Origin of the sequence: Paucibacter sp. XJ19-41 (genome assembly GCF_028462495.1) — a bacterium.
Lineage (GTDB): Bacteria > Pseudomonadota > Gammaproteobacteria > Burkholderiales > Burkholderiaceae_C > Roseateles_E.
Map to the genome: position 1 here is coordinate 1 of NZ_JAQOWX010000015.1, position 16792 is coordinate 16792.

At 69.3% G+C, this 16792-nt stretch carries 11 protein-coding genes; 5 read left to right on the forward strand and 6 right to left on the reverse strand.

The features are described from left to right. A partial coding sequence (locus PO768_RS05830) for an NmrA family NAD(P)-binding protein (protein ID WP_272645295.1) occupies positions 1 to 782 on the forward strand: 782 nt, incomplete at its 5' end. An 11-nt stretch (positions 783 to 793) separates the two neighbouring features. Here PO768_RS05830 and PO768_RS05835 read toward each other — a convergent pair. The 6 genes from PO768_RS05835 to PO768_RS05860 are packed head-to-tail and all read right to left on the reverse strand — an operon-like array spanning position 794 to position 7983. Beyond that, on the reverse strand, positions 794 to 2587 hold the full coding sequence (locus PO768_RS05835; protein WP_272645296.1) for an MFS transporter: 1794 nt from the start codon (positions 2585 to 2587) through the stop codon (positions 794 to 796). Continuing rightward, complete coding sequence (nagA, locus tag PO768_RS05840) at positions 2584 to 3711, reverse strand: N-acetylglucosamine-6-phosphate deacetylase (RefSeq protein ID WP_272645297.1); 1128 nt, start codon at positions 3709 to 3711, stop codon at positions 2584 to 2586. The genes PO768_RS05835 and nagA overlap by 4 nt, the downstream gene beginning before the upstream one ends. Then, entirely contained in the window at positions 3708 to 4481 is a 774-nt protein-coding gene (locus tag PO768_RS05845; RefSeq protein ID WP_442953184.1) for a DeoR family transcriptional regulator, read from the reverse strand. The genes nagA and PO768_RS05845 overlap by 4 nt, the downstream gene beginning before the upstream one ends. Before the next feature lie 48 nt (positions 4482 to 4529). Then, positions 4530 to 5873 (reverse strand): D-tagatose-bisphosphate aldolase, class II, non-catalytic subunit, encoded by a 1344-nt coding sequence (locus tag PO768_RS05850; protein ID WP_272645298.1) that lies wholly within the window; start codon positions 5871 to 5873, stop codon positions 4530 to 4532. Between the two features lie 36 nt (positions 5874 to 5909). Further along, a complete protein-coding gene (locus PO768_RS05855; protein ID WP_272645299.1) occupies positions 5910 to 6845 on the reverse strand; it encodes an ROK family protein in 936 nt (311 codons plus the stop codon). Next, a complete protein-coding gene (locus tag PO768_RS05860; RefSeq protein ID WP_272645300.1) occupies positions 6829 to 7983 on the reverse strand; it encodes an SIS domain-containing protein in 1155 nt (384 codons plus the stop codon). The genes PO768_RS05855 and PO768_RS05860 overlap by 17 nt, the downstream gene beginning before the upstream one ends. 384 nt (positions 7984 to 8367) lie before the next feature. Between PO768_RS05860 and PO768_RS05865 the strand changes: the two genes are divergently transcribed. From PO768_RS05865 to PO768_RS05880, 4 genes are all read left to right on the forward strand, one after another. After that, a complete protein-coding gene (locus PO768_RS05865; protein WP_272645301.1) occupies positions 8368 to 11721 on the forward strand; it encodes a TIM-barrel domain-containing protein in 3354 nt (1117 codons plus the stop codon). A 137-nt stretch (positions 11722 to 11858) separates the two neighbouring features. Continuing rightward, on the forward strand, positions 11859 to 14831 hold the full coding sequence (locus PO768_RS05870) for a TonB-dependent receptor domain-containing protein (RefSeq protein WP_272645302.1): 2973 nt from the start codon (positions 11859 to 11861) through the stop codon (positions 14829 to 14831). Between the two features lie 14 nt (positions 14832 to 14845). Further along, positions 14846 to 16201: a DUF3472 domain-containing protein gene (locus PO768_RS05875; protein WP_272645303.1), complete on the forward strand. Its 1356-nt coding sequence runs from the start codon at positions 14846 to 14848 to the stop codon at positions 16199 to 16201. A gap of 8 nt (positions 16202 to 16209) precedes the next feature. Beyond that, positions 16210 to 16788, forward strand: coding sequence for a PEP-CTERM sorting domain-containing protein (locus PO768_RS05880; protein WP_272645304.1), 579 nt, complete (start codon positions 16210 to 16212; stop codon positions 16786 to 16788). The last annotated feature ends 4 nt before the right edge of the window (positions 16789 to 16792 follow it).

Below are 16792 nucleotides of genomic sequence, written 5' to 3' on the forward strand. Positions count from 1 at the left end.
GCCGTTCGGCCGAGGGCCTGGCGGCGCTGGCTGCGGCCGGCGCCGAGCCGCAGATCGGCCGGCTGCAGGATGCGGCCTATCTGCGCGCGGCCTTCGAGGGCGCCGATGCCGCCTATGTGATGCTGCCGCATGAGCTGGACCGGCCCGGCTTCCTGCAGCGCCAGCGCGAGGATGCCGAGGCGATCGCGGCGGCGCTGCACGGCGCCGGCGTGCCCCATGTGGTGGCGCTGAGCAGCCTGGGCGCCGAGCAGACCGAGGGCACTGGGGTGATCCTGGGCTTGCATGCGCTGGAGCTCAGCCTCGGCGGGCTGCCCGGCCTGCGCCTGCTGCGCCCCGGCGCCTTCTTCGAGAACCTGCTGGAACAGCTGCCGGGCCTGAGCGCCGGCGCCCCGCTGGTCGATGCGCTGCGTCCCGATCTGGCCGTGCCCATGCTTGCCACCCGTGACATCGGCGACGCGGCCGCCGCGGCCCTGCTGGCGCGCGACTGGCAGGGCCTGTCGGTGCAGGAGCTGCTGGGCCCTTGCGACCTCAGCGGCGAGCAGCTGGCGTGCCAGCTGGCCCTGCAGCTGGGCCGCCCGGCACTGGTCTACCAGCAGCTGCCCTACGAGGTGATGGCGGCCGAGCTGCACGAGGCCGGGCTGGCGGCCGACGCCGCAGCGCTGATGATGGACATGGCCCGCGCGCTCAACGAAGGTCGCATCCGCTCGCTGCAGGGCCGCAACGATGGCAACAGCACGCCGACCGGGTTCGCGCAGTTTCTGCGCGAGAAGCTGGCGCCCTGAGGACGTCTCGCTCAGCGCCGGCGCGCGAAAGAGGCCTCGATCTCTTCCAGGCTCTTGCCCTTGGTTTCGGGCAGCAGCAGGGCCGCAGCGAGAAAGTACACCGCGCTGCAGCCGGCCCAGAAATAGAACATCGCCGCATAGCCATGGTGGCCGACAGTGGGCAGGAAGACGGCGGCGATCACGGTGGAAACGAACTGGTTGATCAGCAGCGCGATGCTCATGCCGTTGGAGCGGATGCGGGTCGGCATCAGCTCGGACAGCGCCAGCCAGACGCAGACGCCGGGGCCGACCGCGAAGAAGGCCACGAAGGCCAGGATGCAGCCCGCGACCAGCCAGCCATGGGTGGTGCCGGGCACCGGGCCGAGCCGTGCCTGGTCGATCCGCAGCGGCGCTCGGGCGGCGTCCGCCGGGTCGGCGAAGGGGTTCAGGTGCAGGCGGCGGAAGAAGCCGCCGATCACGCCGTCGGCTTGTACCGTGTCGGCCCGGCTGATGCGCAGCAAGACGGGCGCGCCGCCATCGTTGCGCAGGGTCTGCACATTGCTGAAGGCGCCGTAGGAGTAGGACAGGGTCAGCTGCTGGCTGCCGTCCATCGCCGTGCCGCCGCGCAGCGCGGCCCAGGCCTCGGCGTCCAGGCGCAGCTCCAGCGCATCGCCGGCAACCCGGGCCTGCAGCGGCGCGCCGACATCCTGGCGGCCGCGCTCGGAGCTCTGGAACAGCAGGCCCGCGGCCACCAGGGACAGCATGATGCCGCCGCTGCCCAGCATCAGCAGGAACTTGCGGCCCCTGCGGTCGACCAGGAACACGGCCAGCAGTGTCATCGCGGCGTTCAGCAGCTTGATCGCGACATCGGCCCAGTTCGCGGCCGAGCCCGGCAGGCCGGCCTGGTTCAGGATGTTGACCGCGTAGGCCAGGATGGAGTTGATGCCGGTGGCCTGGGTGCAGGCCAGGATCAGGCAGGCCAGCAGGAAGGGCACCAGGTAGCGGCGGCTCAGCAGGCTGTCGCGCGGGGCGGCGCCGTCCGGGCCGGTGGCCGGGGTCTGCTGCATCTCGCGCAGCGCGGCCTCGGCCTGCTGCGTATCAAGCCCGCGCCGCAGCGCCGCTTCGGCCTCGGCGACGCGCCCGCGCCGCAGCAGCAGCCAGCGCGGCGACTCGCTCAGCAGCAGGCCGCCGGCGGTGAACACCAGGCCGGGGGTCAGGCACATCCAGAAGATGCTGCGCCAGGCATGGTCCTTGGCCGCGTAGAGGGCCTCGGGCTGCAGGCTGGCTGCGGCGGCCTCGACCGCCTGGGTCTGGTACAGGCCGATCAGCGCGGCCACCACCAGGCCGATGGTCAGCAGCAGCTGGAACATCGCGGTGCCGCGGCCGCGCATGGCCGGGCTCAGGCATTCGGCCAGGTAGAGCGGCACGACCACGCCGATCAGCCCGCCGCTGATGCCCTGCAGCAGCCGGCCCAGCAGCAGCGGCGTGTAGCCCTCGGCCAGCGCGATCACCGGGATGCTCAGCGTGAACAGGGCTCCGCTCAGCACCATGGCCCAGCGGCGGCCGATCGCATCGGCCAGCGCGCCAGCGAACAGCGAGGACAGCACGCTGCCCAGCAGCACCGCCGCGACGATGAAGCCCAGCTGCTGGGTGCTGAGCTTCCAGGCCTGCGAGGCGGTGGCCTCCAGGTACGGCAGGGCGCCGGCGATGATGCCCAGGTCGATGCCGTAGAGCAGCCCGCCCATGCCGGCGATGAAGAGCAGGTAGCGCGTGTACCAGCTTGGGCGTGCGGGCGCGGCTGCGGCCGTCAGGGCGGGAGCATTCATGTGGCGGGGTTCCTTGCAGAAAAGGACAGCGGAGTCAGTGGAATCGCCTGGCCCTCGACGAAGACCTGCTGCAGCTGCAGCGCCTCGTCCAGCACCACCAGATCGGCCCAGGCGCCGGGCCTCAGCCGGCCACGGTCGGCGAGGCCCAGGTAGTCGGCCGGGAACTGCGAGAGCCGGCGCGAGGCGTCGTCCAGGTCCAGCCCCAGCTCGACCAGATTGCGCAGCGCCTGGTCCATGGTCAGCGCGCTGCCGGCCAGCGAGCCGCCGGCCAGACGCACGCAGCCCAGGCATTTGTAGACCCGCTGCGGGCCCAGCGCGTACTCGCCGTCGGGCATGCCGGTGGCGGCGGTCGCGTCGGTGATGCAGAAGAGCTTGGGGATGGCACGCAGCGCCACTCGCATCGCGCCCGGGTGCACATGCTGCAGGTCGGGGATCAGCTCGGCGTACTCGGCATGGGCCAGGGCCGCGCCGACGATGCCGGGCTCGTAATGGTTCAGCGCAGTCATGCCGTTGAACAGATGGGTGAAGCCGGCCGCGCCGGCCCTCAGTGCCGCCACGCCGTCCTCGTAGCTGCCGGCGCTGTGGCCCAGCTGCACGCGAATGTCCATCGCCGCCAGCAGAGGGATCAGGGCCAGGTGGCCCTCGATCTCGGGCGCCAGGGTCAGCACCTTGATCGGCGCCAGCGCATGGAACTGCTGCACCTTGGCCAGGGTGGCCTGCAGCACCAGCGGCGGTTGGGCACCGAGACGCTTGTGGCTCAGGAAAGGCCCTTCCAGATGCACACCCAGCAGTCGGGCGCCGTCCGGCGCGCGTTCGGCGATGGCCGGGGCCAGGCCACGCAGCGCGCGCAGGATCTCGGGCTCATGGGCCGTCATCGTCGTGCCCAGCATCGCGGTCGTGCCATGGCGGGCATGGGCGCGCGCGACGGTCACGGCGGCCGAGCCGCCCTGCATGATGTCGACGCCGGCGGCGCCATGCACATGCAGATCGATGAAGCCCGGCAGGATGTAGCGCTGCGCCGGCGCACCGGCGTCGGCCTCCAGGTGCTGGATGCGCGCGTCGTGCCGCAGCCGGCCGGTGACCCAGCCCTCGGGTGTCAGGATCCGGCCGGCCAGCTCGTTCATGGTGCTCCGGCGATGATCAGTTCGATGCCCAGGCGCTGTAAGCCGTCGCGGTATTCGGCGCTGATGCCGGCGTCGGTGATCACGGTATGCACCTTGTCCAGCAGCGCGATGCGGTGCAGGCTGACGCGGCCGAACTTGGAGGCATCGGCCAGCACGATGACCTTCTTGGCCCGCTCCACCATGCGGTGGTTCAGGCTGGCCTCGGCCTCATGGTGGGTGGTCAGGCCGAACTGCAGGTCCAGGCCGTCGACGCCAAGGAAGAGCTTGTCGAAGTTGTAGGCGTTCAGGCAGGCTTCGGCCTGCGCCCCCTGGATCGACAGGGCCTGCTTGCGCAGCAGGCCGCCGGTCAGCATCAGCTCCACGCCCTCGGCGCGCGACAGCTCCCAAGCGATATTCAGGCCGTTGGTCATCACGGTGACGCCGCGCGCGTCGCGCAGGTGGCGGGCCAGCGGCATCGTCGTGCTGCCGGAGTCGAGGATGATGTTGTCGCCGGGCTGGACCAGGCGGGACGCGCAGGCGCCGATGTCTTCCTTGAGCAGGGCATTCAGGCCGTCCTTGGCCTGGATGTCCTGCTCGGCCGGCGGGGTGCGGGTCAGTACCGCGCCACCATGGTTGCGCGTCGCCAGGCCCTGGCTCTCCAGGGTGGCCAGGTCGGCGCGTATGGTCACCGAGGACACACCCAGCTGGGCCACCAGATCGGCCACCTGCACCGATCCGTTCTTGACCAGGATCTGCAGAATTTGTTCGCGTCGCTGGCTGGTGTTTCGCATGACGGGCTCCGTTCTTTCTTTCGCTTGCTCGGGATTGATAGCGAAAGCTTAACGGTACGAAAGAACTGCGGAAGAATCACTTTCGATTTGCGGCGCCTGATTGCGACTGCAGGCGCGTGCATAGCGGGCCAGCACCAGGCCTACCTTGTGCTGGGCCAGCGCGGTGGCACACAGCGCCAGCCGGCCCAGCAGCACATCCTCGACCTGCTCGGGCAGGTACTGGCTGATCAGCGGCAGCGGCAGGGCGATGCCGTCCAGGTTGGCGATCAGGCGCTGCAGGGCCTGCTGCACCGCCGGCTCGCCCCAGTAGTAGCGGCTGCGGTCGCTGAAGGCGTAGCGGCGCGCCAGGCGCTGCTGGGCCGGGCTGCCGTCGTAATGCTTGCGCCAGTGGCGCGGCTGCTCCAGCATGCTGTGCTCCAGCACCTCGACCAGATTCGAACCCTGCTCGGCCGGCAGCAGTTCGCGCTCGATCGAGGCCAGCGCGAACCAGGCCTCGCGCAGCGCATGGGTAGCGCCCGGGCCGACCTTCAGGATCGCGAAATGGTCGCGCACCAGCGCATGCAGCGCGGCCTCGGTCTGGTAGTCGGTCGAATGGGCCTCGAACACCAGGCCGGGCCGCAGGTCCTGCGCCTCGACAAAGGCCGACAGCTCGGCTGCGGCGGCCGGCTCGTAATGCTGGACCTGGCTGTGGTCGAAATCGACACCGGGCTGCACCACCAGCGCGATCACCCGCTGCCAGGCCGCGCGCAGCGCCGGGGTCGCTTCGAAGGCCCGGGCATGCACCGCCAGGGTCGCGCGAGCGGCCTCGGGCCGGGTCACCGCGACGCCGTCCTGCAGCGAGGCCTCGCCGCCGGGAATCGGCACCTCGGTGCCGATCACATAGAGCGGCGCCGGCAGGCCGGCCGCGGCGGCGGCAGCCTCGGATACTTCGGCCAGCTCGGCCGAGCGCTGCGCCACCGTGGCGTCGGGCAGGCGCTGCGGGTCATCGGCGCAGGCCATGCTGCAGTCCAGGTGGATCTTTTGGAAGCCGGCGCTGACATAGCTGCGTATCAGCTCGCGGGCATGGGCCATCGCCTCGGCGGCGGGCAGATCCTGCCAGGCATTGGGGCCCAGATGGTCGCCGCCCAGCACCAGGCGCTCGGCCGCAAAGCCCTGGCGATGGGCCAGTGCCAGCACATAGTCGCGGAACTGCGGCGGCGTCATGCCCGTATAGCCGCCGAACTGGTCCACCTGGTTGGAGGTGGCCTCGATCAGCAGCGGCGTCTCATAGCGCTGGGCCACCTGCATCGCGGCCAGCAGCACCTGCTCATTGCTGCAGCAGACGCTGTAGAGGCCGACCGCTTGGCCTCGGCCGTGATGTTCTTGCAGAAGGGTTTGCAGCAGGGAAGCCATCGGATCGGTCCGGAAAAGAAGGGGGAAGGAAGCGGGTCAGTCCGTGCCGAGCTGGCGCACCAGCAGGGCCGCGCCGCGCGCGCCGCCAGCGTCGCCGAACCGCGGTGGCAGGATGGGTGGCACCTGGGCGCCCTTGAACAGATGGCGGCCCACGGCAGCGGGCAGCTCGGCATAGAGGTGGTCCAGCTTGGACAGGCCGCCGCCCAGCACGATGGCATGGGGGTCCAGGGCCAGCACCAGGCTCGCCAGGCCGTGGCCCAGCAGGTCCAGATGCACGGCCAGGCAACGCTGGGCACCGACCTCGCCGGCAGCGGCGCGCGCCGCGATCGCGGCGACGTCCAGCGCCGGGCCGCCGAGCTGGCGGTACAGCAGGGCCAGGCCGGGACCGGAGACATAGCGTTCCAGGCAGCCCTGCAGCCCGCAGGGGCAGTCCAGCAGCGGCAGGCGGTGGCGCGCCAGCAGGCCGGCCGGCAGGCTCCAATGCCCCCATTCGCCGGCCAGGCCGTTATAGCCGCGGATCAGCCGGCCGCCGACGCAATAGCCACCGCCGGCCCCGGTGCCGAGGATGGCGCCGAACATGCTGGCCCGGCCCTCGGCCGCGCCACCCTGGGCCTCGGAGAGCGCGAAGCACTGGCAGTCATTGCCCAGCACTACCGGCCGGGCCAGCCGCTGCTGCAGCGCCGGCAACAGGCGCCGGCCGTTCAGCGCCGGCACATTGGAGCTGAGCTGCTCGCCGTTGCGTGGGTCGGTGACGCCGGGCATGCCCAGGCCCACCGGGGCCGGCGCGCCGCCGAGCTGACGGTCGGCCTCCAGCACCAGCCCGTAGACGGCGTCCAGGAAGGCCTCATAGTCGCGGCCGGGCGTATCGATGCGCTGGCGGTGGCGGATCGCCAGTGCCGCATCGCAGCTCACCAGCTCGATCTTGCTGCCGCCGATGTCGATGCCGTGGAAGAACTCAGGCTTGCTGCTCATGGCGATAGATCGTGACGCCCTGCACCACGCGGTTGACCGTGCCGTCGGGAAAGGGGTTGTCCGGGGTCAGGCCCAGCGCGGCCGACCTGTGTAGCGCGAACAGCTGGGCCAGCAGCAGCGGCAGCGGCGCGGCCCAGGCGTCGGGCAGGTCCAGCGCCGGCGCATCCAAGGTCTCGCCCGGGCCGACGGCCAGCACCCGGCCGGCCACCTGATCACGGCGCAGCTCGTCCAGCAGGTCCTGCTCGTAGCGCCGCGCAGTCGCGTCGCCGCTGCGCAGCAGCAGCACCAGGGTCTGCGGGTTCAGCGCCGACTTCGGGCCATGGCGGAAGCCCAGCGGCGTATTGGCCAGTGCCAGCGCGCGGCCGCTGGTCAGCTCCAGCACCTTCAGCGCGGCCTCCTTGGCCAGCGCTTCCAGCGGGCCGCTGCCCAGGTAGACGATGCGCTCGAAGGGTTCGCGGGCCAGCTCGGCGGCAACCGGGCCCCAGGCGGCCAGCGCGCCAGCGGCCGCCTCGGCCAGCTGTTCGATGCGTTGCAGCCGCTGGGCCCAGGGCGCTTCGCCCAGCGCGGCCAGCGCCGCCAGCAGCATGCTGCTGAAGCTGCTGGTCATCGCGAAACCGCGGTCGCAGCTGCCTGCCGGCATCAGCAGGTTCAAGGTGTCGGCGCGGCCCTCGCTGTCCCGCATCAGGCCGCCTGCGGCATTGCAGGTGATGTTCAGGAAGCGGGCGCCGGGAACGCGCTGGCGCAGCAGCTCCACGGCGGCCAGGCTCTCCGGGCTGCTGCCGCTGCGCGCGAAGGACACCAGCAGGGTGGGCCGTGCGGGGTCCAGGTAGAGGGTCGGATGGGTCAGCAGGCTGGTGCTGGGGATGGCCTGGATCTGGGCCGGCCAGGCAGCGTTCAACGCCTCGGCGGCGATCTCGCCGACATAGGCCGAGCTGCCGGCACCGGTCAGTATCACGCGGTGCCCGGGCCGGCTCAGCCAGTCGTCCAGGAAGGTGTCGATCCGGGTCTGCTGCTCTTGCACCTGCCGGGCCCGGGCCAGCCACAGCTGGGGCTGGTGCCGGATTTCCTCGGCGGGGTGCTGGCCGCCGAGCCGGCACCAGGCCTCGTGATCGTCGAGATGAAGGTGGTGCTGAGTCATTACAGGAACTGAAGTCTGCGGCAACGATAACTTTTAACTTTCGAAGTGTCAAACAAAGAAAGAAAATAGGAAGATAAATCGAAAGAAATGTGCGAAATGAGTGCTCGGAGTAGCGTGCAATTGGCTCTTTGCCAACGAAAGATTCGATTTCCATACGGCTTGTATTGCCGCTGTACATTGAAAAGAAAGAAAATCCGCGAAAACTCATTGATTCGAAAGATTGTTCGCCACTGATTGCTAGGGAATTTCCCTTGCATTGTCACTTTTTCTTAGCAATTCACTTTCGATTTCGTTGACTCATTTCGATTGTCTGCATAGAGTTTGCGCAAATGATTTCGAACGGGCTTTCGATGCCCCGTCGATCCGGCCACAAGGACTAGAGGAATGGACGCTGGGAATTTGCGCAAGACCGGAGCCCGTATCGCGGCCCTGCTGCTGGCTGGCCTGCCGCTGGCGGCGCTGGCCGCGCCGGTGGGCAATCTGCGCGAGATCAAGCCGCTGCCGGCCGAGGCCGGCCAGGGCAGCCGCTGGGAGCTGCAGACCGATGCCCGGGTCAAGCTGCAGATCAGCCTGCTGCGCCCCGACCTGCTGCGCATCTGGGCCGGCAGGGGCCTGAGCCTAGAGGGCGCTGGTGACCAGGCCGCGCCCATCGTGCTGCCGCAGTCCTATGAGGCTGTGCCCTTCACGCTGGACGAGCGACCCGACCATCTGCTGCTGAAGACCCACTCGCTGGCGCTGCGCATCTACCGCAAGCCGCTGCGCTTCGAGCTGGACCGGATCGACGGTGCCGGCCCGGCCCAGGCGCTGTGGCGTGAGCTGCAGCCGCTGGACCTGGCGCCCGAGCGCAGCGTGCAGACGCTGAGCAGCGACGCGGCCGAGCGCTTCTTCGGCGGCGGCCAGCAGAACGGCCGCTACGAGTTCAAGGGCCGGCAGCTGGAGGTGTCCTATTCCGGCGGCTGGGAGGAGGGCCACCGGCCCAGCCCGGCGCCCTTTCTGATGAGCTCGCGCGGCTGGGGCATGTTGCGCAACACCTGGAGCGATGGCAGCTACGACCTGCGGCAGCCCGAGCAGCTGGCGCTTGAGCACAAGGAGGGGCGCTTCGATGCCTATTACTTCGTCGGCACCAGCCTGCGCGAGGTGCTGGCCCGCTATACCGAGCTGACCGGCCGCGCCCGCCTGCTGCCGCGCTGGGCGCTCGAGTACGGCGACGCCGACTGCTACAACGACGGCGACAACATCAAGAAGCCAGGCACCGTGCCCAAGGGCTGGAGCGACGGTCCGAGCGGCAAGACGCCCGACGTGATCGAGTCGGTGGCCAAGAAATACCGCGAGCACGACATGCCCGGCGGCTGGATCCTGCCCAACGACGGCTATGGCTGTGGCTATACCGAGCTGCCCGCAGTGGTGCGGGGCCTGCGCGAGCAGGGCTTCCGCACCGGGCTGTGGACCGAGAACGGTGTCGACAAGATCGCCTGGGAGGTCGGCCAGGCCGGCAGCCGGGCGCAGAAGCTGGACGTGGCCTGGACCGGCAAGGGCTACCAGTTCGCGATGGACGCGAACAAATCGGCCTATGACGGCATCCTGAACAACGCCGACGCCCGCCCCTTTCTGTGGACCGTGATGGGCTGGGCCGGCATCCAGCGCTATGCGGTGACCTGGACCGGCGACCAGAGCGCCAGCTGGGACTACATCCGCTGGCATGTGCCGACCCTGATCGGCTCCGGCCTGTCCGGCCAGGCCTATGCGACCGGCGATGTGGATGCGATCTTCGGCGGCAGCGCCGAGACCTACACCCGCGACCTGCAGTGGAAGAGCTTCACGCCGGTGCTGATGGGCATGTCCGGCTGGGCCGCAGCGGCGCGCAAGCATCCCTGGTGGTTCGACGAGCCCTACCGCAGCATCAACCGCCGCTACCTGAAGCTGAAGCTGCGCCTGACGCCCTATATGTATGGACTCACGCGCGAGGCCGAGCAAAGCGGCGCGCCGCCGGTGCGCGGCCTGATGTGGGACTACGCCCATGACCCGCAGGCCCATACCGAGGCGCACAAATACCAGTTCCTGCTCGGCCGCGAACTGCTGGTGGCGCCCGTCTACCGCAGCCAGGCCGCCAGCCAGGGCTGGCGCCAGGGCATCCATCTGCCGCATCTGCCCGATGGGGGCCGCTGGATCGACTACTGGGACGGCCGCCAGCTGAGCGCCGGCGCGGCCGGCCGCCAGATCGACCTGCAGGTGAGCCTGGACAAGCTGCCGGTGTTCGTGCGCGCCGGCGCCATCCTGCCGATGTACCCGGAGATGCTGTACGACGGCCACAAGCCCAAGGACGAGCTGACCCTGGACCTCTACCCGCATGGCGAGTCGAGCTACGCGCTCTACGAGGACGATGGCGAGACCCGCCAGTACGCTGCAGGAAAGTTCAGCGAGCAGTTGATCCGCATGGCAGCGCCCGGCGCGGCCGGCGGCGAGCTGCGCGTGGCGATCAGCGCCGTCGTCGGCAGCTATGCCGGCCAGGAGCCGCAGCGCCGCTACGCGCTGCGCCTGCTGAGCCGCCAGCGGCCGGAGCGCGTCGCGCTGCAGGGTCAGGCCTTGCCCGAGTTGCGTGAGCGTGCCGCCTTCGACGCGGCCGCTCAGGGCTGGTTCTTTGATCCGGCGGACCGCCTGGGTACGGTGCATGTGAAGACTGCCACGCTGGACATCCGTCAGCCGCTGGACTTTGCGCTGCGCCTGCCGGCCGCCGCCGCACCCGAGGACGAGTTTCCCGCCGCGCCGGCGGTGGGTCGCGAGCTGCCGGCCGATGCGCTGAGCGTGGTCAACCGCCCGACCGAGGAGCCCGGCCATCCGCTGGAGCAGGCCTTCGACGCCCTGCCCGAGACCTGGTTCCGCAGCACCCGCAACCAGGCCCTGAAGCATGGCGCGCATGAATGGACCCTGGGCTTCGGCGAGCGCCGCCTGATCGACGGCATCGAGATCGCGCCGCGCACCGACCAGCATTGGAAGCATGGCCAGGTGCGCGACTACGAGGTCTATATGGCCGACAGCAATGGCGACTGGGGCGCGCCCATCCACAAGGGCCGGCTGGCGCTGCAGCAGGAGCCGCAGCAGATTTCCTTTGAGCCCACGGCCGGCCGCCTGCTGCGCTTTCGCGTGCTGAGCACCCACAACCCGGATGGCCAGGCGCCGGCCGACAAGGCGGCGCAGGGCACGGCCCGCGCGCTGGACGCCAGCCTGCCGGCCGAGGTCGGGCCCGTCACTCTGTCGCGCTTCCGCGTGCTGGAGCATCGCAGCGCCGAGCGCCCGGAGCTGCTGCGCTATCTGTCGGACCTCGCCGCCGTGCCCCGCAGCGTGGCGCGCGACCAGGCGCCGGGCGCCCAGGCCCCGATGCGCATGAACGGCCTGCTGTTCCGCAAGGGCCTGGGCGTCGGCGCGAGCAGCCGCATCGAGCTGGCGCTGGAGGGCGACTGGCGCCTGCTGCGCGCCGACCTGGGCGTCGACGACAGCTGCCGCGCCCATGGCGGGCTGCAGTTCCAGGTCTGGGGTGATGGCCGCCTGCTGTATGACAGCGGGCTGGTCAAGGCACCGGGCGTGGTCAAGCCCGAGATCGATGTGCGCGGCCTGCGCCGGCTGAGCCTGCGCACCCTGGGCGCCATCGGTGCCAGACCCGCCGCCGTCTGCGGCAACTGGGCCAATGCCGCCCTGCTGGGCATGGAGGGGGACAGCGCCGCCTTCTCGAACACACCCTAGCCCACCTTCACCCCCGCACTGCTTCACCGACCGCACGCCGCCGGGCGTGCCGGCGGAGCGCTGCCCGCCTGCCCCCGTCATCAGATCGCAAGGCCGAGACAAGCCAAGCAAGCTCCAACCGATAAGGAAACACGACGATGCTGAACCGAAACCAGACCCTCCGCCCCCATGCCCGGGCCCGCGCCATCGCCACCCTGTTGTGCGCCGGGCCCTTGATGGCGGTCGCCCAGACCGAGGCCAGGACCGAACCGGCGCAGATCGAACGCGTGGAGGTGACCGGCTCCAGCATCCGCCGCGTCAATGCCGAGACCGCCTCGCCGGTGCAGGTAATCAGCGCCAAGCAGATCGAGAACATGGGCGCGCGCACCCTGCTGCAGGTACTGGACAATCTGCCGGCGGCCCGCCCGGGGCAGCAGGACTTCCGCTCGATGTTCACCGGCTCGGACGGCGCCTCGCAGGCCAATCTGCGCGGCCTGGGCGCGCATGGCACGCTGGTGCTGCTGAACGGCCGCCGCCTGTCCTTCTACGGCGCGCCCGAAGGCTTCCAGCGCCAGTTCGTCAATATCGATTCGATCCCTGCCGCCGCGATCGAGCGCATGGAGGTGCTGACCGACGGGGCCTCGGCGATCTACGGCTCCGATGCGGTGGCCGGCGTGATCAATGTGATCACCAAGAAGAGCTTCCAGGGCCTGCAGCTGAGCGCCAGCACCGACTGGTCGGACCAAGTCAGCAGTTTCGGCGAGAAGCAGGCTAGCCTGCTCTATGGCTTCGGCGACCTGGACCGCGACCGCTTCAGCCTCTACGGCTCGCTGAACGTCTACAAGCGCGACCGCATCGCGCTGGCCGACACCTATGACAAGCGCCCCGATCACTTCTATGTGAACCGCCCCACCTTTCTCTCGGACTTCCGCATCGGCAGCGGCAGCGAGCCGGGTGTCGTCAACCCCGGCACCTTTTTCGCCTTCGACCCGACCAAGGGCAATGCGCGCTCGCAGGAACCGGCGCCGGGCTGCAAGAACACCTTGCAGCAGGCCGCTGGCCAGCGCTGTATCTGGAACTCGCTACCCAACGCGCTCGACACCGGCCCCACGTCCGAGCGTGCGACGCTCTACCTGAACGGCCGCGCCAAGTTCAGCGACACCTTGGAGGGCTTCAGCGAGCTGGCCTACACCCGTATCGAGCTGCAGGGCCGCAACGGCCCGGCCGCCCTGAACAGTGGCAGCACCACCAGCTGGTACTCGCGCAACACCGGCACCACGCTGAACACCTTCACCCAGCCCTTTCTGGGCCCCAACAACATCTACAACAAGGCCAGCCCCGAGCTGCGCGCCAAGATGGGTGGCGTGGTGGGTCTGAACTACCTGTTGCCGGACGCGATCGGCCATTTCGGCCAGCGCAATACCGACAACAGCTACCGCTGGCTGGCAGGCTTGCGCGGCGCCATCGGCAGCTGGGACTTCGAGACCGCGTTGGCGGTGGCGGGCAGCGAGTCGACCCTGTACCAGACCGTCAATGTCAACCGCAAGGGTTTCGAGAAGGCCTTCGGCCCCTTCACCACCGACGCCGCCGGCCGCCTGCTGATGGCCGACAAGCCGGCCTATGAGTTCGGTGTGATCAGCGAGAAGAATGCCGCGCTGCTGCGCGAGGCCTACCCGACCTTCGACATCCAGTCCAGCACCCGGTTGATCACCTATGACGCCAAGGTCGAGGGTACGGTCTACACGCTGCCGGCCGGCGAGGTGCGCACCGCCTTCGGCATCAACCTGATGCGCGAGAGCTTCAAGACTCCCGGCAACACCGACGCAGCCAATGGCCTGATCACCCAGCAGGGTGGCTCCTGGTTCGATGGCGAGCGCACCGTCGGCGCGCTGTTCGGCGAGGCCATCGTGCCGCTGGCCAAGGACCTGGAGCTCAATGCCGCGCTGCGCCTGGACAAGTACCCGAACTTCGACGCCAACCTGGCGCCCAAGCTTGGACTGAAGTACAAGCCCATGCCAGAGTTGCTGCTGCGCGGCACCTATTCCGAGGGCTTCCGCGCGCCCGGCCTGGCCGAGTCCGGCAATGGCGGCGTCTATGCCCAGCACGGCGGCCTGCGCGACAAGGTGCGCTGCGACCAGACCAATGCGATCGCCAACCTGCTGCTGAAGTCGGTCAGCGCCACCGACAAGGAGCTGGGCAAGCAGCTCTTGAACTCCAACTGCAGCACCACGATCGGCGGCCTGACCCCGCCCAACAAGGCCCTCAAGCCCGAGAAGGCCAAGATCGCGACCTTGGGAATGGTGCTGCAGCCGACCAAGGATCTGGACGTTTCGTTGGACTATTGGTTTGTCTACCGCCGCGACGAGATCCAGCGCGGTGACTTCAATATGCTGTACGACGCCATGGTCGAGCAGTACGGGCCCGCGCTCGTTGGCGCGCCCGGCGCGACCCGTGTGCCGATCTCCGATGCCGACCGCGGCAATGCCGCCGCCGCCGCCGCGATGTGCCAGAACCCGGCCAATGCCGCCGCCTGCGCCGCCGGCCTGCCCGGCTACACGGTGGGCAATCTGGCCGGCCTGGTGAACAGCTATAGCAACCGCGGTCGCACCCTGATCGACGGCTTCGACATCGATGCGCGGGGCCGCGTCGCGCTGGGCGACTACGGCCGTCTGAACCTGGGCGCGGCCGCTACCATCGCGCGGCGCAACAAGGCTGACTACAGCGGTACCGGCTTCGAATACGAGTACGTCGGCTACTACAACAACCCGCGCCTGCGCGCCACCCTGAGCGCCGACTGGGCCTACCAGAACTACAACGCCGGCCTGTTCCTGAACTACAGCGGCAGCAGCAAATGGGCCTATGACAACACCGACAAGGACAACGCGCCCGGCACCTGCAAGGGCGCCCACCTGACTCTGCCTGAGAAGCTGTGCAAGGGTCAGCCCGCCCACTACACGGTCAATCTGAGCCTGGGCTGGAGCCCGGTGAAGGACATGCGCCTGGGCCTGACGGTCAAGAACCTGTTCGACCGCAAGCCCTACTACGACCCCTATGGCTGGGAGGGCTACAACCACGGCCTGAACCTGTTCGGCCGGGTCTACAGCCTGTCGGCCAGCTACAAGTTCAACTGACGCGAGGGACAGCCATGATCACCAGACTCCCTGCCATGACCGCGCTGCTGGCGACGGCCGCCCTGCTCGCCGCCTGCGGCGGCGGTGCCGAAGCGGAACCGATGTCGCTGGCCCAGGCCGCCGGCCCGAGCTCGCGGACGCTCGCGGCCGCCAAGGGCGACACCGCGACAAGCCCGAAGCTGCAGCCGGCCCGTGTCGAGCTGGCCGGCAATGCCTTCATCACGAAGGCTGCCGCCGACGCTCCCGAGTGGATCTCCTACGACGAGGGACTGAAGGACTGGAGCGATCCGCGCACGGTCATCAGCAGCTATGTGCGGGTGGCCCAGCCGGGCCGCTTCAATATCGCGCTGAAAGGCCTGGTGCCGGCCGGTGGCATCAGCACCGTCAAGGTCACGGCGCTCGGCAAGAGCTTCACGCTGCGCATGACGCCGACCTCGGCCGTGGCGACCGGGCTGGCCGTGATCGACGTGCCGAACGCCGGCTACCTGAAGATCGATCTGCAAGGTCTCACGCGCAGCGGCCCCGAGTTCGCGCAGCTGCAGGCCATCGAGCTCAGCGGTACGGCGGCCAGCGGCCTGCAGTATGCCAACCAGGCGGCCGACTCCGGCTACTACTGGTCGCGTCGCGGCCCCTCGGTCCATATGAGCTACACGGCGCCGGCCAATGTCGAGTACTTCTACAACGAGCTGACGATTCCGGTCGGCGAGGACAGTGTCGGCTCCTTCTTCATGGCCAACGGCTTCGGTGAAGGCTATATGGGCATCCAGGTCAAGGAGCGCGAGCGCTGGGTGCTGTTCTCGGTCTGGGATCCGGCCGTCGGCAAGACGACGCTGGTCAAGAAGGGCCCCGAGGTTGTCACCAATGACTTTGGCGGCGAGGGCACGGGCGGCCAGAGCCGGCTGACCTACGACTGGCGTGCCGGCACGACCTACCCCTTCATCACCCGCGTGCGACCCGACGGCCAGGGCGGCAGCCTCTACTCGGCCTGGTTCTATGCCGTCGAGGAGCAGCGCTGGCGTTTCATCGCGACCTGGCTGCGGCCGAACACCCATACCTGGCTGGTGCGTCCGCATTCCTTCCTCGAGAACTTCATCGATACCAAGGGCTATCAGGGCCGCAAGCTGCTGATGGGCCAGCAGTGGGCGGTGAACAATGCCGGCGTCTGGACCGAGCTCAATCGCGGCCGCTTCACCGTCGATGCGACCGGCGCGGCCAGGCAGCGGCTCGACTTTGCCGGCGGTCTCGATGCCAGCGGCCGCTTCTATCTGCGCAACGGCGGTTTCTTCGACGAGACCGTGGCCGCCAACCAAAACTTCATACGCCCGCTGACCGGCCAACAGCCGGCGGTGGACCTCAACACCCTGCCATGAGAACAGCCATGCCCCGTTTCCTGTTGAAGTCCCTGGCCGCGGTCCTGTGCCTGGGCCTCGGTGCCGGCGCCCATGCCGCGACACGCGATATTCCCCTCAGCAGCATCGCCAGCAGCGGTCTGCTCGGCGCGGCTGGCAATACCGTGCTGAGCTTCCAGCTCGGCGCCGGCGCCCATGTGACCGCAATGCGCTGGGAACTCGACATCGAGGCCTTTGCGCCGAGCTGGCTGTCCGAGCTCCGCCTTGCTGTCAGCGGCAGCGATATCACCACCGGCGGCCTGCTGTTCGCGCCGGGCGAGGGCCGCGACGCCGCCGGCACGCTGCGGGCCGCGGGTGAGCTCGACCTGCTGGAGTCAGGGCTCGACTTCCATCTCGGCACCGACGGCATCCTGCGCCTCGAGTTTCACGAGGCTGCAGGCGATGGCCTGCAGCCCGATGGCATCTGGCGCTCGGGCCGCCTGAGCTTTGACAGCGCCGCCGCGCCGGTACCCGAGCCGGCCAGCCTAACGATGATGGTGGCCGGCGGCCTCCTGATCGCTGCAGCCCGGCGCCGCCGCCTGCGCCACACTCCCACCTCGAACCCATGAACCG